The organism is Bradyrhizobium sp. (assembly GCF_035935975.1).
Lineage (GTDB): Bacteria > Pseudomonadota > Alphaproteobacteria > Rhizobiales > Xanthobacteraceae > Bradyrhizobium.
Genome location: NZ_DASYWN010000051.1, coordinates 93599 through 110640 on the forward strand (window position 1 = coordinate 93599; position 17042 = coordinate 110640).

Here is a 17042-nt window from a genome sequence, read left to right on the forward strand (position 1 = left end):
ACGCAGTGGTGCGCTGCTGAGCCGGGGCCCAGAAAAATTCTCGCGGGCTTCGGGGAATTGGGTCCCGGCTCAGCGCCGCACCGCTTCGCGCTGCGTCGCGTCCGGGACACGAGAGTTGTGAATGTCGCGGCGCCTCGCGTGCTCATCCAGATGCGCGCCGCAGTCAGGCGTCGCAGAGGAGACAACAATCGCCCTGTCCTACCGCATGACGAACGGATTCGCCGGCACCTCCGTCGCGGTCGAGATCCACACGCTCTTCGTCTCCTGATATTCGCGCACCGCGTCGATGCCGCTCTCGCGGCCGACGCCGGAATGCTTCATGCCGCCGAATGGCATCATGTAGCTGATGGCGCGATAAGTGTTCACCCAGACGGTTCCGGCGCGCAGTTGCTTCGGCACGCGGATGGCGCGCGCCAGATCACGGGTCCAGATGCCGGCCGCCAGGCCATAGATCGTGTCATTGGCGATGCGGATGGCGTCCTCCTCGGTATCGAAGGCGATGATCGAGAGCACCGGCCCGAACACCTCTTCGCGCGCGATCCGCATGGAATTGTCGACATCGGTAAAGATGGTCGGCTCGACGAACTGGCCGCCCATGATGCCTTCGCCGGAGGCCGGCTTGCCGCCAAGCAGGCAGCGCGCGCCTTCAGCCTTCGCGATGTCGATATAGTCGAGGATCTTCTTGTATTGCGCGGGCGTCGTGACAGGACCGATATTCGTGTCGGCCTGCATGGGATTGCCGATCTTGGCGGAGCGCGCGAGCTCGAGCAGGCGGTCCACGAACTTGTCCTTGATCGAGCGCTGCACGAGCAGGCGCGATCCGGCGATACAGGTCTGGCCCGTCGCGGCGAAGATGCCGGAGACGGCGCCGGCGGCGGCCGCGGCGAGGTCGGCATCCTCGAACACGATGTTGGGCGACTTGCCGCCGAGCTCCAGCGATACCCGCTTCAGGCTGCGCGCGGCAGTCTCATAGACCCGTGCGCCCGTGGTGTCCGAGCCGGTGAAGGTGATCTTGGCGACACCGGGATGCGAGATCAGCTCGCTGCCGATCTCCGGACCGAAGCCGGTGACGACGTTGAAGATGCCGTCGGGAAGCCCGGCCTCCTTCGTCAGCGCGGCGAATTCGAGCGTGCTCGCCGAGGTGAACTCGGATGGCTTGACGACGACGGCGCACCCGGCGGCGAGAGCTGCGGCGCATTTCCATGCGACAAAGAGCAGCGGCGAGTTCCAGGCGGTCAGCGCGGCTACGACGCCGACGGGCTCATGCGTCGTGTAGGCAAAAGTGTCGGCCTTGTCGATCGGCACGAGGCCGCCCTCCAGCTTGTCGACGAGCCCGCCGAAGTACCACCACCATTCCGGATGGTAGCGGAGCTGGCCGTGCATCTCCGCCATCAGCTTTCCGTTGTCGCGCACCTCGATCTCGGCGAGGCGCTCCGCATTCGCTGCGACCAGATCGCCGAGCTTGCGCATCACCTTGCCGCGGGCCGAGGCCGTCATCTTCGCCCATGGACCGCGCCACATCGCCTCGTTGGCGGCCTTCACGGCCTTGTCGGCATCGGCAGCCGATCCGCGCGGAATCTTTGCCCAGGGCTTGCCTTGATAAGGATCGATCGAGTCGAACCACTCGCCATTGGCGGGATCGACATACTCGCCGTTGATATAGAGCTGATAGGTTTTCATGATTTCCTCCCGTCGGGGCGCATTACGATTGCGTCTGGAGGGGAGGCTAGCACGGCTTCCGTGACTTCGTTGCGGCGAAGCCACTCACAAAAGTTGCGGCTGCTCTGCTACTTCCGCACGCAGATCACGCGCACGACGGCGGCTTTTGCATCGGTCGATGTGCCGTTCGCGCTGACGGCGTTCGCCTTCAGGAAATCACGCACCGTTTCTGCTGAGACCATCACCGCCTGTGATGCCGGCACAGACGTTGCGGGTCCTGCGATCACTGCAGGCTTCAGCAGCGCGACGCCGGCGAATTTGCCGTCCCCATCGATGGCGGGGCCGCCGGAGAAGCCGACTGCAGGCGGAGGGGTCAGCGCGGAATCGCTTGATGTCACCGGCGAAAGCGCGCCTTTGACGCTCGACACGCCCGCCGCGCCGCCCTGGCTTTGCGGATCGGCGATGCCGATGACATCGACACTCGCCTTCGCCGCGCCACCGGCGAGGCTGAGCGGCTTCAATCCGCGCGCGCCGTAGATGTGCAGCAGCGCGAGATCGTGCTCCTTGTCCTCGGCGAGGCGGTCGGCGCTGCCATAGCCCGCGATCGTGATCGCGAGGCAGCTGTCGGTGACGAGGCGGTCGGAGACGATCGCGCCATCGTCGCTGACGACGATGCCGGTGCCGTATTCGACGGTCTTGCGCGGCGGCGGTCCGGCTTGCGGCCCCGATGGAAACGCATTGAACGCGCTCGACATCGCGATCACGACCGGCTCGACCGTGTTCTCGGTCGCCTGGTCATAGAGGATCGTCATGATGCGGACTTCATCGCCCTTGAAGGTGCCGCGCACGTAGAATTTCTTCAGGCCCTGCAATCCCGACAGCACGAAGAAATCGGGCTTCACCACGGTGTAGTCGATCTTGCGCCCCGTAGGCTCCTTCTTCTCGGCATCCGCGAGCTTTGCCGTGGTCGGGTTCGCCTCCTTGCGGCGGCTGAGCGATATCTGCACGGTTCCGGTCGGCGAGGTCCATTTCGAGCCGTTGGCGTCGGTGACCTGCTGCGGCACCAGTTTTGAGGGAATGCCGAGCCGCGCGCCGCTGGTCATCTCGGTGACGATCCTCCAGCCGACGCCCTCCTGCTTGCGCCGCGCGGTCTCGGCGAGCGCGGCGCGCTCCTGCGGATTGAGCACGCCGGTCGGCTTGCCGCCCTTGTTCTTCTGGTATTCCTTGATGGCGTTGACCATGCGCTCGCTGACGTCGCCGGTGATGGCGCCGTTATATTCGCCGACCCAGGCGAGGTCGGACTGAAGCGACAGCCGCTCGGCCTGCGCCATCGCATTGGCCGTTTCCGATGCCGTTTGCAGGGCGGGCGGCTGGATCGGCACGGTCTGGACCGTCTTCGGCTTGGTGCCGGGGACCTGCGACGTCGTCATCTGGGCGCTCGCACCCGTGGCGGACGCCAACATCAGTGTTGCCGCAAGCATCGATCTCATGACAAATCCAGCCAGCCCATTGAACGTGCTGCCATTGAAGCACATCTCGTTGGTCGCGAACAATGTTGGGGTGGTTCAGGAGTAAGAGAAGGTGCTGAGCCCGGACGAACTCGAACGCTATGCCCGCCATATCGTGCTGCGCGATGTCGGTGGTCCCGGCCAGGCCGCGCTGAAAAAGGCCTCCGCGCTGGTGATCGGCGCCGGCGGGCTCGGCGCGCCCGCGCTGATGTATCTCGCTGCCGCCGGCATCGGCACGCTCGGCGTGGTCGATGACGACGTGGTCTCGCTGTCCAATCTGCAGCGCCAGGTGATCCACACGACGCCTGATATCGGCCGGCACAAGGTCGAGAGCGCGGCCGAGCGGATCGCGGCGCTCAATCCGCATGTCCGCTTCGTCGGGCACGCCACCTGGCTCAATGCCGACAATGCGCTCAGCCTGATCGGCGACTACGATCTCGTGCTCGACGGTTCCGACAATTTCTCGACGCGCTATCTGGTCTCGGACGCCTGCTTCTTCGCGAAGCGGCCGCTGATCACGGCGGCGCTCGGCACTTTCGACGGCTCGCTCACCACCATCCGCGCGCATGAGACCAACGAGCAGGGTGAGTTCAATCCGACCTATCGCTGCCTGTTTCCGGAGGCCCCGCCGCCCGGCACGGTGCCGGCCTGCGCCGAGGCCGGCGTGATGGGCGCGCTCGCGGGCGTGCTCGGCTCGATGATGGCGCTGGAGGCGATCCGTGAGATCGTCGGGTTCGGCGACGGCCTGGTCGGCCGCCTCCTGATGATCGATGCGCGCGCGATGCGCTTCGAGACGCTGCGTTATGCGCGCGATCCCGCCAATCCGCTCAATGGCGACGGGCCTGTGATCACCGATCTCAGCGCCCATCGCGACTGATCGAAGCCGTTACCGCGTCGCCGGCTTCTCGCTGTCCAGATGCGCCATCTGCTCGGCCGCGTAGCGCGTGCCGGCGGCGACATTGGGCGGAAACGCCTTGGCCAGCGCTGCGAGATGAGCCTGCGTCAGCGCCACCTCGGTCGCGCCGAGCGCTTCGGTGAGACGGTTGCGGGTACGCGCGCCGACCAGCGGCACGATCTCCTTGCCTTGTGCGGCGACCCAGGCGATCGCGACTTGCGCCGGCGTTGCGCCGATCTCGGTAGCGATCGCGCGCAACTGCTCCACCAGCGCGAGATTGGCGTCGAGATTCGATCCCTGGAAGCGCGGCGTCATCAGCCGGTAGTCGCGACCGGCCTTGCCTGAGTCCTTCGACCAATGGCCGCTGATCAGGCCGCGCGCGAGCACGCCGTAAGCGGTGATGGCGATGCCGAGCTCGCGGCAGGTCTGCAAGATGTCGCGCTCGATGCCGCGTTCGATCAGCGAATATTCGATCTGGAGATCGGCGATCGGATGCACGGCGTGTGCGCGACGGATGGTGGCGGAGCCGACCTCGGACAGGCCGATGTGCCTGACGTAGCCGGCCTTCACGAGATCAGCGATGCCGCCGATCGTTTCCTCGATGGGAATGCTGGGGTCGAGCCGCGCCGGGCGATAGACGTCGACATAGTCGGTGCCGAGCCGCTGCAGCGAATAGGCGAGGAAGTTCTTCGTCGCGGCTGGCCGGGTGTCCATGCCGGCGAATTCACCGGCGGGACCGCGCAACGCGCCGTACTTGACGCTGATCTGCACTTTGTCGCGCGGCACGTTCTGCAGCGCCTCATGCACCAGCATCTCGTTGTGGCCCATGGCGTAGAAGTCGCCGGTGTCCAGCAACGTGATGCCGGCATCGAGCGCTGCATGCACCGTGGCGATGGCCTCACCGCGATCGGCGGGGCCGTAGACCTCGGACATGCCCATGCAGCCGAGGCCGAGGGCGGAGACAATGGGGCCGGTCGAACCGAGTTTGCGCTGTTCCATGATGGCTCTCCTCGAAAAAGCGCGGCTGATGGCGCCGCGTGACGAGGCCAGATATGCGCCTGCTCCATTACGCCGATAAGCTGGACAATCCAGAATGGCTTGTTCACATTAGCGAACAATGGCTGAGCCCGACCTGCGCGATCTCGATGTTTTCGTGGCGGTTGCCCGCACCCGTAATTTCCGCCGTGCGGCGATCGAAATTCGCGTGTCGGTATCGAGCCTTAGCCAGCGTCTGCGGGATCTGGAGGAGCGCCTCGGCGTCCGCTTGATGAACCGCACCACCCGCAGCGTCGCGCTGACCGAGGCGGGCGAGCTGCTGCTCTCGCGGCTCGCCCCGGCGCTGCGCGACGTCGGCGACGCCCTGGACCAGGTGCGGGGCCTGCGCGAGGTCGCCTCGGGCCGGCTGCGCATCAACGCACCGCCGCCGGCGGTCGATCTCGTGCTGGCGCCGATGGTCGGCCCGTTTCTCAGCGTCCATCCGCAGGTCGATCTCGACATCGTCTCCGAGAGCGGTTTCGTCGACATCGTGAGCGGGGGCTATGACGCCGGCGTGCGTTACGGCGAGCATCTCGCGCAGGACATGGTGGCGATCCCGCTGAGCGGCCCGCAGCGCTACGTCGTTGTCGCCTCGCCCGATTACGTCGCGCGCCGCGGCCGGCCGCGTCATCCGAAGGATCTGCTCGAGCACGATTGCGTCCGCGCCCGCTATTCGAGCGGCGTCATGCATGATCTCGAGTTCGAGAAGGCGGGCCAGCTCGTGAAGGTCGATCCGCCGGCAAAGCTGATATCGACCAACATGAACCTTGCGATGCGCGCTGTGCTCGACGGCGCCGGCATCTGGGCGACGCTCGATGGCTATGTCGGCGATGCCGTGAAATCCGGCACGCTGGTCAGCCTGATGGAGGATTGGTGCGAGCCGTTTCCCGGCCCGTTCCTGTATTACCCGAGCCGGCGCCAGACGCCGCCCGCGCTGCGCGCGTTCATCGATTTTGTCGCAGACTGGCGCAAGCGCGAAACGCGCAGACAGTAGACCCTCATGGTGAGGAGGCGCGAAGCGCCGTCTCGAACCATGAAGGCCCGGATCTCGCCCGCGGCCATCCTTCGAGACGACCGCTTCGCGGTCTCCTCAGGATGAGGACGGAGAGCTTGGCGCGCAGCAAACGTGTCTCAGAGCATGCTCGGCAGCACGCGGTCCGGCGGCTTGTGGGCGTCGAGGAAGGTGCGGATGTTGATGATCACCTTCTCGCCCATCTCGACGCGGCCTTCGATCGTGGCCGAGCCCATATGCGGCAGCAGCGTCACCTTGCCGGCCTTGGCGAGGCGAACGAGCTTCGGGTTCACCGCGGGCTCGTGCTCGTAGACGTCGAGGCCGGCGCCGCCGATCTCGCCGCCTTCGATCAGCTTGATCAGCGTGTCCTCGTCGGTGACCTCGCCGCGCGCGGTGTTGACGATGTAGGCGTCCTTCCGGATCAGCTTCAGCCGGCGTGCCGAGAGCAGATGATAGGTCGCCGGCGTGTGCGGGCAGTTCACCGAGATGATGTCCATCCGCGCCAGCATCTGGTCGAGGCTTTCCCAATAGGTGGCGCCAAGCTCTTCGGCGATCTTCGGCGCGACGGGACGGCGGTTGTGATAGTGGATCTGCAGGCCGAAGGCGCGGGCGCGGCGCGCCACGGCCTGGCCGATGCGGCCCATGCCGATGATGCCGAGGCGCTTTCCCCCGATGCGGTGGCCGAGCATCCAGGTCGGCGACCAGCCCGGCCACGGCTTTCCTTCGGTCAGGATCGAGGCGCCCTCGATCATCCGGCGCGGCACGGCCAGGATCAGCGCCATGGTCATGTCGGCGGTGTCTTCGGTCAGCACCTTCGGCGTGTTGGTGACGGTGATGCCGCGGGCATGCGCGGCTTCGACGTCGATATTGTCGACGCCGTTACCGAAATTGGCGATCAGGCGGAGCTTGCACTCGGGCTGGTTAACGATGTCGGCGGTGATGTGGTCGGTGACGGTCGGAACCAGCACGTCGGCGGTGCGCGCAGCTTCCGCAAGCTGATCGGCCGACATCGGCGTGTCCTCGAGATTGATCCGCGCGTCGAACAGCTCGCGCATCCGCGTCTCGATCGAATCCGGCAGCTTGCGCGTCACGACGACGAGGGGCTTTTTCTTCACCGACATGTCCTGCTCTCATGAGACGTCGCAGGCCGCCTCTGTCGCCAAAGGCGGGCTGTTCAGGCCTCATTAACCCGGTTGTTCGACACTGGCCTTGCCGTGTCGTCCCCGGCGTTTCCTTCAAGCTCTCCCGACATTTCCACCCGGAAAATCGGGGCAAACTGGTTGTTCTCGTGTTCGTCCTCTCTAGCAGAAGGCCGGGCCAAGACAAGAACCACGGGTCAGGCTTGCGGAACACCCGTGTGGGGCGGGTCAGGGACCGATATGGCAGGGTTTTGTAACTTGGGGTGAGGGCCCGGCTGGGTCCTCGACAGGAGACGGGTTGATGGCGTTGGGGCGTTTTTGTTCGGTGATGGCGCTCGTTTGCACCTGGTTGAGCGCCTCGGTCAGCCCCGGGCACTCGGCCAAGGACGCTACGCCTCAGACCGCGAGCGGCTTGCCCGTGCCGCGCTATGTCAGCCTCAAGTCGGACCACGTCAACGTCCGCGCCGGTCCCACCAAGGACAATGACGTTGCTTGGGTCTACACCCGCGCCGGCCTGCCGGTCGAAATTACCGCCGAGTTCGAGAACTGGCGCCGGGTGCGCGATTCCGAGGGCGCCGAGGGCTGGGTCTATCACTCGCTGCTGTCGGGCCGCCGCACTGCGGTCGTCACGATGAAGCATAAGGACGACCTCGCACCGATCTACGACCGCGCCGATCCCGACAGCGCGGTTGCGGCCAGGCTCCAGGCCGGTGTCGTCACGACGGTGAAGAAGTGCACTGCAAACTGGTGCCGCGTCACCGGCAACGGCTTTGACGGCTGGATCCAGCAGGAACGCCTCTGGGGCGTCTACTCGGACGAGCAGGTCAACTGACCTGCCGGCGTAAACGACTATGGCCGGGACGAGGCCCGGCCATGACGGCAAATTCAGCGGTTTGGATCGATCTCAGCGCTTCTTGCGCAGGCGCACGACCATGTCGATGCGGGCGATCTCGTAACCTTCCGGCACCTCCGGCATCTTGGACAGCGCCAGATGCGGGTCCTCGATGTCGACCAGCTCATGGCTGTTCTCGAGGTAATAGTGGTGGTGGGTGGTGACGTTGGTGTCGAAATAGGTCTTGGTGCCGTCGACGCTGACCTGACGCAGCAGGCCGGCATCGGTGAGCTGGTTCAACGTGTTGTAGACGGTTGCCAGCGACACCGGAACCTTGGCGAGCGTGGCTTCCTCATAGAGCATTTCAGCCGTGAGGTGGCGCGCACCCTTGCCGAACAGGAGCCAGCCCAGCGCCATACGCTGGCGCGTCGGACGGAGCCCGGCGGACTGGAGCATTTCGTTGACGTCGTGCCAAGGGCAGCCCGTCAGGGCCGGCTGACGGCCGGACAGAAGGGCCGCGGCATGGTCGTCGTCGTGATGGGGCGCGGTATTCTCGCTCATTTCCAGATTTCGGGCACGCGTGAACAATATCTCTAGGCAATATAAGAACAGAAAGATGCAGATGCAAGTTTCTCGCAACTAGAGAGGTTCTAATCAGCTCTGGAACCGGGCGAGGACCCCGTCATTTTACCTTCATGAGAGCGCTTTGCCACCGAAATAGCCTGTGTTAGAGAGCCCGCGGTTCCGCTTAGCCGATTTTGGCCCAGCCGGGCATGGAGGCTCGGTCCGCAGTCCATCCGGGGCTTGCGGGAGTTGGCGCCCGACAATGGCAATTGGCGTTGCTCTCCGACCTGGACGGGGCCCATTTTCGCCAAAGAACGCCGCTCAATCGGGATTTGAACAGAGGCAAGTGCATGTTGAACAGGCGCAACGGTTACGAATACGAAGATCTGCTGGCATGTGCCCGCGGCGAGATGTTCGGTCCGGGCAATGCCCAGCTGCCGCTGCCGCCGATGCTCATGTTCGACCGCATCACGGAAATCAACGACAATGGCGGCGAGTTCGGCAAGGGCGTGGTGCGCGCCGAGCTCGACGTGAAGCCGGACCTCTGGTTCTTCGGCTGCCACTTCAAGAACGATCCGGTGATGCCCGGCTGCCTCGGCCTCGATGCGTTGTGGCAAATGGTCGGCTTTTTTCTGGGCTGGACCGGGGGTGAAGGTCGCGGTCGCGCGCTTGGCCTCAACGAGCTGAAGTTCAGCGGCCAGGTGCTGCCCGAGGCCCGCAAGGTTGTGTACAACGTCGATATCAAACGCGTGATGCGTTCAAAGCTCGTGCTCGGCATCGCCGACGGGTGGCTTTCGGTCGATGACCAGATTATTTATCGCGCCAAGGATCTGAAGGTCGGCCTGTTCAAGCAGGGCACGAGCCTGGGCTGAAGCGCATCACCAAGAAAGACAACGATTTAGGCGAGGCTGTCATGAGGCGGGTTGTGGTCACCGGGATGGGCATCGTCTCGTCCATCGGAAACAACACCCAGGAGGTGCTTGCGAGCCTTCACGAGGCGAAGTCGGGCATTTCGCGGGCTGAGAAATATGCCGAGCTCGGCTTCCGTTCGCAGGTGCAAGGTGCGCCGACGCTCGATCCTTCGACGGTCGTCGACCGCCGTGCGATGCGTTTCCTCGGCCAGGGCGCCGCGTGGAATCACATCGCGATGGAGCAGGCGATCCAGGACTCCGGCCTGAGCCCCGAGGAAGTTTCCAACATCCGCACCGGCATCATCATGGGCTCCGGCGGCCCCTCGGCGCGCACCATCGTCGAATCCGCCGACATCACCCGCACCAAGGGACCGAAGCGCGTCGGACCGTTTGCAGTGCCGAAGGCGATGTCCTCCACGGCCTCCGCGACGCTCGCGACCTGGTTCAAGATCAAGGGCGTGAACTATTCGATCTCCTCGGCTTGCGCGACCTCGAACCATTGCGTCGGCAACGCCTATGAGACGATCCAGATCGGCAAGCAGGACGTCATCTTCGCCGGCGGTTGCGAGGAGCTGGACTGGTCGCTGTCGGTGCTGTTCGACGCGATGGGCGCGATGTCCTCGAAGTACAACGACACGCCCGCGACCGCCTCGCGTCCCTACGACGTCAACCGCGACGGCTTCGTGATTGCCGGCGGTGCTGGTGTGCTGGTGCTTGAAGAGCTCGAGCATGCCAAGGCACGCGGCGCGCGCATCTACGGCGAGATCGTCGGCTATGGCGCGACATCGGACGGCTACGACATGGTCGCGCCGTCGGGTGAAGGCGCCGAGCGCTGCATGCGCATGGCGCTGTCGACGGTGAAGACCAAGGTCGATTACATCAATCCGCACGCGACCTCGACGCCGGCCGGCGACCCTCCCGAGATCGACGCGCTCCGCCGCGTGTTCGGAAGCGGCGAGAAGTGCCCGCCGATCTCGGCGACCAAGGCGCTGACCGGCCATTCGCTGGGCGCGACCGGCGTGCAGGAGGCGATCTACTCGCTGCTGATGATGAACAACGGCTTCATCTGCGAGAGCGCGCACATCCAGGAGCTCGATCCTATGTTCGCCGACATGCCGATCGTCCGCAAGCGCATCGACAACGTCAAAATCGGCACCGTGCTGTCGAACTCGTTCGGCTTCGGCGGCACCAACGCCACGCTGGTGTTCAGCCGGCTGGATGTGTGACGTCATTGCGGACGCGCTAATAATTTTCTCGTCATGGCCGGGCAAAAGCGCGAAGCGCGTCTTCGCGAATGATGTCCCGGCCATCCACGTCTTAGCATCTAGCTCTCATGGGCGTGACGAAAGCGGAAGGTGATCGCGAGATGGAAGGTTTGATGAAAGGCAAGCGCGGTCTGATCATGGGCATCGCCAATGATCACTCGATCGCCTGGGGCATGGCGAGGACGCTGCATGCCCAAGGTGCCGAGCTTGCCTTCACCTTCCAGGGCGAAGCGCTTGGCAAGCGCGTCAAGCCGCTGGCGGAATCGCTCGGTGTCGATCTGGTGCTGCCTTGCGACGTCGAGGACATCGCCAGCGTCGACGCCACGTTCGACGCCTTGCGCGAAAAATGGGGCAAGCTCGATTTCGTCATCCACGCGATCGGCTTTGCCGACAAGAACGAGCTGAAGGGCCGCTACGCCGACACCAGCCGCGAGAACTTTTCGCGCACCATGGTGATCTCCTGCTTCTCCTTCACCGAGGTCGCCAAGCGTGCCGCCGAGCTGATGACCGAAGGCGGCAGCATGATCACGCTGACCTTCGGCGCCTCCGAGCGCGCGATGCCGAATTACAACGTGATGGGCGTGGCCAAGGCGGCGCTGGAAGCCTCGGTACGCTATCTCGCCTCCGATTTCGGACCGCGCGGCATCCGCGTCAACGCGATCTCCGCCGGTCCAATCCGTACGCTCGCCGGATCCGGCATCGGCGAGGCGCGCGCGATGTTCGCCTACATGCAGAAGCATTCGCCGCTCCGCCGCGGCGTCACGCTTGACGACCTCGGCGGCTCGGCGCTGTATCTGCTGTCGGATCTCTCCGGCGGCGTGACCGGCGAGATCCACTACGTCGATTCCGGCTACAACATCGTCCTGATGCCGAGGCCGGATGATCTGAAGGCGTCGGAATAACTTCGTAGCCCGGATGGAGCGCAGCGCAATCCGGGGCGATCGTATCAGCGGATGAGCCTGTCCCGGATTTCGCTGCGCTCCATCCGGGCTACAAGAGCAGGTTGCTGCAAAAGCGCGAAGCGCGGCCTCTCCCCGCACCCCACGATTATGGGGCGGACTCGACCTTAAAATCGTGTTTGCTGGCGCTCGGTGGCGCCGTAGGGTCGTATCCCGCGGTTCGGGAGGAATGATCTTGCCGATGGTGCATGCGTTATGTCGCGCGAGCGCGCTGGCGTCCGTGGCCGGTGCCGTACTGCTTGGTGGTAGCTCGCATGCCCAGGCACAGTCGGCGATCTGGGATTCGACCCTCTCCAACACGAACTGGTACGTGCCGACGGCGCAGCTGCTCGCCTATGCCGCGCCGAAGACCGGCTTCTCCAATCCGATCCCGATCGGCGACCAGACACTGTGGTCGCTTTCGACCGCGACCAACGGCGCGTTCACCGGGACGAGTGTCGCGCAGCTCAAGTTTGGGTCCGCGCTCCTGACGGACAGCTCGACCATCCAGGGTTTCGTCACCACCGCGGGCCAGATCACGATGCTGTTCACGCCCACCGCGGGTGGCGCGGTGACCGTCGGTCTTGGCCACATGCGCACCATCAACGGCGTGACCGGGATGGAGATGCAGATGATCACCGGCGACAGCCTGCTGGTGACGCATTGGGCCTACATGCTGCCGTACGATCCCGCGACCTTCACGCCGTCGGCCTCGCAACCCATCCCCGCGAATTCCGTCCCGCAATGGGCGTGGACGGCCGGTACGCCGTGGCGGATCGTCAGCTCCAATCTGTTCGGGACGTCGGCGCCGGGCCGCTTCGTCATCACGAACTACCAGAACGGATATTTCTGGGGCGCCGGTATCGCGCCGGCAGGCAGCAGCGCAGCCAACTTCACGCTGCTGGGGTCGGTGACGCCGGAAGGCAACGTCCTCTTCAACACGCTCTCGCGCGGCACGCTTTCAAGCCTCTACGGCACCGCCAGCGGCGATGCATCGGGCGCGCAGATGCTCGTCAGCACCTATGATCTCTCAGGCAACCCGACCGGCGGTTTTGCTTATCTCTCTTTGGTGCGCCCCTATGCCGAGACGCTGCAGGCGCAGAACAGACGCGCGGGGCTCGGTGCGGCCGATATGCTCTACCGTCTGTCCGCGACATCGCTCGGGTGGAGCGGCAGCATGGCGACGGGATTCACGGCGCTCGACAATCTCGGCGGTCCCGCTCTCGTCAACGCCGTCAACCAGACCTTACCCATTCTCACCGGTGCGGCATCGCAGGCGACCTATTCCACGCAGCGTGTGTTCCAGCAGACCATGACGGGACGACTGGACGATGTGCTCGGGCTGAACGCCGGCGTCATGCCTGAGCGGAATATCTGGATGAAGCCGCTCGGCGGCAGCGTGCGGCAGGCCAGCGTCGACGGCGTTGCCGGATATAACGCCGCGGGTGGCGGCATTGCCGTCGGTGCGGACGCGACGATCTCCCCGCGCGCGCTGCTCGGCGGCGTGTTCGCCTATTCGCATCAGACCATCACCGGAAGCGACGATGCGGTCCCCAACCGGCTCGGGATCGATTCGTATCAGGCGGGCGTCTATGGCGCTTACGCGCTCGGCAACGGCTTCCAGCTCGACGGCCAGCTCGACGGCGCGCTGAACGACAATGGCGAGAGCCGCTCGCTCACCTTCATCAACAGCACGGCCGGTGCCGGCTATCGCTCCTATAGCGGGCACGTGGGTGCCGGCGTCCGCAAGCTGATTGCGATCGCGCCGGGATTCGCGATCGCGCCAATGCTGCGGATGGACTATGGCCAGGTTCGCTCGCCCGCCTATCAGGAAAGCGGCGCGGGCGGCTTCAGCCTCAACGTGGATTCGCAAACCTATCGCGAGCTGACGCTGACGGCGGGATTGAAGGGCGCCTATCAGATCGCAAGGCAGGTCTATCTCACCGGCGATGTCGGCGTCGGCTACAACACGCTGAACCAGGGCCTCCAGATCAAGTCCGCGTTTGCCGGAGGCGGCGACACCTTCGTCACCAACGGTCTTGCGCTCTCGCCATGGATCTACTCGTCCGCGCTGGGGCTCGTCGCGGCCGACGGCAAGAATTTTGATCTTGGGATCCGCTACGGTGTTGCGGCCACATCCTCCGGACTGCTGCAGCAGTCCGGACTCGCCGTCCTCAAGATCAGGCTCTGAGTTTAGCCGGCCGCGATCTCCTCCGCACGCTGGAACGCCGGCCGGGCCATGCAGCGCGCGATATAGGCATCGAAGGCCGGCCGCGACGGCACCATCTTGAACAGGCGCACCGCAAAGTTCAGGCCCGAGCCGATGGTGATGTCGGCCGCCGAAAAATCCTCACCGAGGATCCACGGCCCCTTGGCGAGCGCGGCTTCCAGCACGTCGAACACCTGCGTCGCACTGCCCCAGGCCGCGGTCGAGCTCGGCACCTCGATCTTGGTGTAGATCTGGATGATCGCGGGCTCGATGCAGCTCGGCGAGAAGAACGGCCATTGCAGATAGCGCGCGCGGCGCGGGTCGGTCGTTGCGGGCGCGAGCTTGGTTTCGGGATAACGGTCGGCGATATAGGCGCAGATTGCGGCGGCTTCGCCCAATGCGGCATCGCCGTCGGCGAGCGCCGGCACCTTGCCCATCGGATTGACCTTGAGAAAATCCGGTGCCTTCTGCGCGCCGGTCGAGATGTCGGTCAGCACGCGCTCATAGGGCAGGCCGCTCTCTTCCATCAGCCAGAGCGTCGAGAACGAGCGCGAGCGGGGCGACCAATAGAGCTTGATCATGGCGTTGACCTTTCATCGGCCGGAGCGAGCAAGGGTGGATTCATGCCGCGTCGGCATCGAATCTGCAATCCACTGCGGTGACGACTGTCCGGGCTTTGGTTCAGTCCTCCTTGAGATAGCCGGGCAGACCCCGGTCGAGCCTGTCTGTGACGAGGGCTCGTGTCCTCTCGCGAAGCGTCGCACTGGACGAGGCTGCCGCGGGTGGATCGGGGAATAGCGTGTTGTCGAGCTTGGTGAGCGGGTCTTCGGTCAATCGCATGCTTGCGGCGAAGTTGGCGCCGAAATTTACGAAGGGGCGTTTGATCTCTTCGTAGCTGCGGCCGTCGATCATCGTGATCGCAACATTGGCAAAAAGGTGCGAGTGACGGAGGATGCCGCCGAGACCCTGATTGTAGGTGCCGATGCCGTTCAGCGTCATATGCGTGTTCGGCAACTCCGCCTTGAACGTCGTTGCGACAAGATAACGCTCGCAATTGGCATTCGCGGTGAAGCCCCGCACGATCACCGGCAGGCGCTCTCCTGGATCGCGGATGAGGATTGTCTTCGGATTGTAGAAGGGTTCGAACACGCCCTTGGGATAGGCGATCCTGCGCACCGCGGGATCGTTGCTCGTTGCCGCGCGCACCCGCGCAAAGACGAGGTCATCGAGGCCCCAGTCGATCGGGATCTCGCTCGCCTCATTCTCGAAGATCGTGAGGCCGAACTTCTGTACGGAATAGTGCTCTCCGATGACCGAGATCACGCCAAGCCGGCATGGGCCGCTTTCCACCGCGACCGGCTGCTTTGCCGGCGGTTTGGCCTTTGGCGCCGCCTTCTTGGCCGCGGGTTTTGCTGGCGCGGTCTGGGCGGGAGGTGCAGTGGTCGCGGGGGGAGTTTGCGCGCCTGCCGAAGTTAGAAGGGACAACAGCGCGATCAGCGAGACAGAAATTCGAATCATGGATTCCGGGGGGCGTCAGGCAAGGGGTCATCGGACACGCCACACTAAGGCGGGAGTGTGACAACCGCAAGCTGCACCCGGAGATCGCCGTCTATCCGAAGGGCTGCTGCCGCTTCCACCGGTAGCATTTCATCATGAAGCCGGTCGCCGGATTCACCACCTCGGTCTCGAACACAAAACCCTCGCGCTCGTACCAGCGCCAGGCCTTCTCGTTCTCGCGCACACAGCGTAGTTCGATCTCGTCAGGCAATTGCGTGCGCGTAAAGGTGAGCAGTTGCCGGCCGAGCGACTGCCCCTGATAGGCGGGCGCGACGAAGAGCTGGTCGAGATAGAGCTTTGACAGATGCAGCGCCAGCATGGCGGAGATGGTGCCGTTGTCGTCGGCGACATAGAGCGTCCAGCCGTCCTCGATCTCGCGCCCGATACGTGCGCGCAAATTCGCCAGCAGGAAGTTGCTCGTCTCGGCAAGCCCGGTCGAGACCCAGCTCTCCATCCAGACGCGGGCGATCTCGTCATATTCGTCCGGGCGGGCGAGGCGGATGACGGGTTGCGGCATTGATCGTTAGGCCCGCTGGCTGCGCACGGATTGCCGTGCGCGCACCTTGCCGGCCGACAGGCACACCACCTCGGAAATCTGCAGCAGTTGCCGTGCCAGCGGGCTGGTCTTGCGCCAGACCATGCCGATGGTGCGCGAGGGCTCGGGGTCGCGGAAGCGCGTCAGCGAAACCGAGGCCGATCGCGTCTCCACCGGCACCGCCATCTCCGGGATCAGGGTGACGCCGATGCCGGCGCTGACCATCTGCACCAGCGTCGACAGCGAGTTCGCATCCAGCATCTCGCGCGGCGGCGCCGACTGCATGTTGCAGAACGACAGCGCCTGGTCGCGGAAGCAATGGCCCTCCTCGAGCAGCAGCAGCCGCATCTCCCGCATCATCTCCCGTGACGGCGCCGGCGTGCCCTCGTCGGCGCCCGGCCGCACCAGCAGGAATTTCTCCTCGAACAGGGCGACCTCGGTGAGCGAGGGCTCCGACACCGGCAGTGCGACGATGGCGGTGTCGAGCCGGCCCTCGACCAGCTCCTGGATCAGCCGCGGCGTCATGGTCTCGCGCACGCGGATGTCGAGTTCCGGATGCATGCGGGTGAGATTCTTGGTGATCTTGGGCAGCAGGTAGGGCGCAATGGTCGGGATCATGCCGATGCGCAGCCGGCCGGCGAAGCGGTCCTGCGAGGCCCGGGCGAAATCGCCGAGCTCGTCCACGGAGCGCAGGATGTCGCGGACGCGCTGGGCGAGTTCCTCGCCGAACCGCGTCAGCGTCACCTGCCGCGCGCTGCGCTCCAGCAGCAGGCCGCCGAGCGTCCCCTCCAGTTCCTTGATCTGCATCGACAGCGCCGGCTGCGAGATCGAGCAGGATTCAGCCGCGCGGCCAAAATGACCATGGCGCGCCAGCGCATCGAAGTACCGCAGCTGGCGCAGCGTCAGATTGATCATAAGAAAATCCTATCGCAGCGATCATTAAAGTCAACTTCCCCTGATAGGACGCGGCGCTTAGAGTGGTT

General features: G+C 64.8%; 16 protein-coding genes. 7 read left to right on the forward strand and 9 right to left on the reverse strand.

Going from position 1 to position 17042, the window contains the following annotated elements:
• Nucleotides 1-198: 198 nt before the first annotated feature.
• Nucleotides 199-1680 (reverse strand): aldehyde dehydrogenase, encoded by a 1482-nt coding sequence (locus VGR99_RS30550; protein WP_326903662.1) that lies wholly within the window; start codon nt 1678-1680, stop codon nt 199-201.
• A 107-nt stretch (nt 1681-1787) separates the two neighbouring features.
• The gene (locus VGR99_RS30555) at nt 1788-3149 is read right to left on the reverse strand and encodes a serine protease (RefSeq protein WP_326903663.1); all 1362 of its coding nucleotides are present in this window, start codon (nt 3147-3149) and stop codon (nt 1788-1790) included.
• Between the two features lie 91 nt (nt 3150-3240).
• On the opposite strand from VGR99_RS30555, the gene VGR99_RS30560 reads away from it, so the two are divergent.
• Entirely contained in the window at nt 3241-4044 is an 804-nt protein-coding gene (locus VGR99_RS30560) for a molybdopterin-synthase adenylyltransferase MoeB (RefSeq protein WP_326903664.1), read from the forward strand.
• Between the two features lie 9 nt (nt 4045-4053).
• Here VGR99_RS30560 and VGR99_RS30565 read toward each other — a convergent pair whose 3' ends face one another.
• On the reverse strand, nt 4054-5061 hold the full coding sequence (locus VGR99_RS30565; protein WP_326903665.1) for an aldo/keto reductase: 1008 nt from the start codon (nt 5059-5061) through the stop codon (nt 4054-4056).
• A gap of 118 nt (nt 5062-5179) precedes the next feature.
• Here VGR99_RS30565 and VGR99_RS30570 point away from each other — a divergent pair, with 118 nt between their 5' ends.
• Nucleotides 5180-6091 (forward strand): LysR family transcriptional regulator, encoded by a 912-nt coding sequence (locus VGR99_RS30570; protein ID WP_326903666.1) that lies wholly within the window; start codon nt 5180-5182, stop codon nt 6089-6091.
• Between the two features lie 137 nt (nt 6092-6228).
• Here the strand turns inward: VGR99_RS30570 and VGR99_RS30575 are convergent, their stop codons facing one another.
• Complete coding sequence (locus VGR99_RS30575) at nt 6229-7230, reverse strand: D-glycerate dehydrogenase (protein WP_326903667.1); 1002 nt, start codon at nt 7228-7230, stop codon at nt 6229-6231.
• Between the two features lie 319 nt (nt 7231-7549).
• On the opposite strand from VGR99_RS30575, the gene VGR99_RS30580 reads away from it, so the two are divergent.
• Nucleotides 7550-8080, forward strand: a complete 531-nt coding sequence (locus VGR99_RS30580; protein WP_326903668.1) for an SH3 domain-containing protein — start codon at nt 7550-7552, stop codon at nt 8078-8080.
• Nucleotides 8081-8152: 72 nt separating this feature from the next.
• Here VGR99_RS30580 and irrA read toward each other — a convergent pair whose 3' ends face one another.
• Complete coding sequence (gene irrA / locus VGR99_RS30585; protein ID WP_254114673.1) at nt 8153-8641, reverse strand: iron response transcriptional regulator IrrA; 489 nt, start codon at nt 8639-8641, stop codon at nt 8153-8155.
• Nucleotides 8642-8994: 353 nt separating this feature from the next.
• Here irrA and fabA point away from each other — a divergent pair, with 353 nt between their 5' ends.
• From fabA to VGR99_RS30605, 4 genes are all read left to right on the forward strand, one after another.
• Entirely contained in the window at nt 8995-9516 is a 522-nt protein-coding gene (gene fabA, locus VGR99_RS30590; RefSeq protein ID WP_326903696.1) for a bifunctional 3-hydroxydecanoyl-ACP dehydratase/trans-2-decenoyl-ACP isomerase, read from the forward strand.
• 41 nt (nt 9517-9557) lie between these two features.
• Nucleotides 9558-10781, forward strand: a complete 1224-nt coding sequence (gene fabB, locus VGR99_RS30595; protein ID WP_326903669.1) for a beta-ketoacyl-ACP synthase I — start codon at nt 9558-9560, stop codon at nt 10779-10781.
• 140 nt (nt 10782-10921) lie between these two features.
• Nucleotides 10922-11722, forward strand: coding sequence for an enoyl-ACP reductase FabI (gene fabI / locus VGR99_RS30600; RefSeq protein ID WP_326903670.1), 801 nt, complete (start codon nt 10922-10924; stop codon nt 11720-11722).
• A 226-nt stretch (nt 11723-11948) separates the two neighbouring features.
• A complete protein-coding gene (locus tag VGR99_RS30605) occupies nt 11949-13949 on the forward strand; it encodes an autotransporter outer membrane beta-barrel domain-containing protein (RefSeq protein ID WP_326903671.1) in 2001 nt (666 codons plus the stop codon).
• 2 nt (nt 13950-13951) lie between these two features.
• Here VGR99_RS30605 and VGR99_RS30610 read toward each other — a convergent pair whose 3' ends face one another.
• From VGR99_RS30610 to VGR99_RS30625, 4 genes are all read right to left on the reverse strand, one after another.
• Nucleotides 13952-14548, reverse strand: a complete 597-nt coding sequence (locus tag VGR99_RS30610; RefSeq protein WP_326903672.1) for a glutathione S-transferase family protein — start codon at nt 14546-14548, stop codon at nt 13952-13954.
• 100 nt (nt 14549-14648) lie between these two features.
• Entirely contained in the window at nt 14649-15485 is an 837-nt protein-coding gene (locus tag VGR99_RS30615; protein WP_326903673.1) for a hypothetical protein, read from the reverse strand.
• Nucleotides 15486-15576: 91 nt separating this feature from the next.
• Nucleotides 15577-16041, reverse strand: coding sequence for a GNAT family N-acetyltransferase (locus tag VGR99_RS30620; RefSeq protein WP_326903674.1), 465 nt, complete (start codon nt 16039-16041; stop codon nt 15577-15579).
• Between the two features lie 6 nt (nt 16042-16047).
• A complete protein-coding gene (locus VGR99_RS30625) occupies nt 16048-16974 on the reverse strand; it encodes a hydrogen peroxide-inducible genes activator (protein ID WP_326903675.1) in 927 nt (308 codons plus the stop codon).
• Nucleotides 16975-17042: the final 68 nt, after the last annotated feature.

Coding starts and splice junctions, on each gene's coding strand:
- VGR99_RS30550 (WP_326903662.1), bottom strand. CDS start 1,680: ATGAAAACCTATCAGCTCTATATCAACGGCGAGTATGTCGATCCCGCC.
- VGR99_RS30555 (WP_326903663.1), bottom strand. CDS start 3,149: ATGAGATCGATGCTTGCGGCAACACTGATGTTGGCGTCCGCCACGGGT.
- VGR99_RS30565 (WP_326903665.1), bottom strand. CDS start 5,061: ATGGAACAGCGCAAACTCGGTTCGACCGGCCCCATTGTCTCCGCCCTC.
- VGR99_RS30570 (WP_326903666.1), top strand. CDS start 5,180: ATGGCTGAGCCCGACCTGCGCGATCTCGATGTTTTCGTGGCGGTTGCC.
- VGR99_RS30575 (WP_326903667.1), bottom strand. CDS start 7,230: ATGTCGGTGAAGAAAAAGCCCCTCGTCGTCGTGACGCGCAAGCTGCCG.
- VGR99_RS30580 (WP_326903668.1), top strand. CDS start 7,550: ATGGCGTTGGGGCGTTTTTGTTCGGTGATGGCGCTCGTTTGCACCTGG.
- irrA (WP_254114673.1), bottom strand. CDS start 8,641: ATGAGCGAGAATACCGCGCCCCATCACGACGACGACCATGCCGCGGCC.
- fabA (WP_326903696.1), top strand. CDS start 8,995: ATGTTGAACAGGCGCAACGGTTACGAATACGAAGATCTGCTGGCATGT.
- fabB (WP_326903669.1), top strand. CDS start 9,558: ATGAGGCGGGTTGTGGTCACCGGGATGGGCATCGTCTCGTCCATCGGA.
- fabI (WP_326903670.1), top strand. CDS start 10,922: ATGGAAGGTTTGATGAAAGGCAAGCGCGGTCTGATCATGGGCATCGCC.
- VGR99_RS30605 (WP_326903671.1), top strand. CDS start 11,949: ATGATCTTGCCGATGGTGCATGCGTTATGTCGCGCGAGCGCGCTGGCG.
- VGR99_RS30610 (WP_326903672.1), bottom strand. CDS start 14,548: ATGATCAAGCTCTATTGGTCGCCCCGCTCGCGCTCGTTCTCGACGCTC.
- VGR99_RS30615 (WP_326903673.1), bottom strand. CDS start 15,485: ATGATTCGAATTTCTGTCTCGCTGATCGCGCTGTTGTCCCTTCTAACT.
- VGR99_RS30620 (WP_326903674.1), bottom strand. CDS start 16,041: ATGCCGCAACCCGTCATCCGCCTCGCCCGCCCGGACGAATATGACGAG.
- VGR99_RS30625 (WP_326903675.1), bottom strand. CDS start 16,974: ATGATCAATCTGACGCTGCGCCAGCTGCGGTACTTCGATGCGCTGGCG.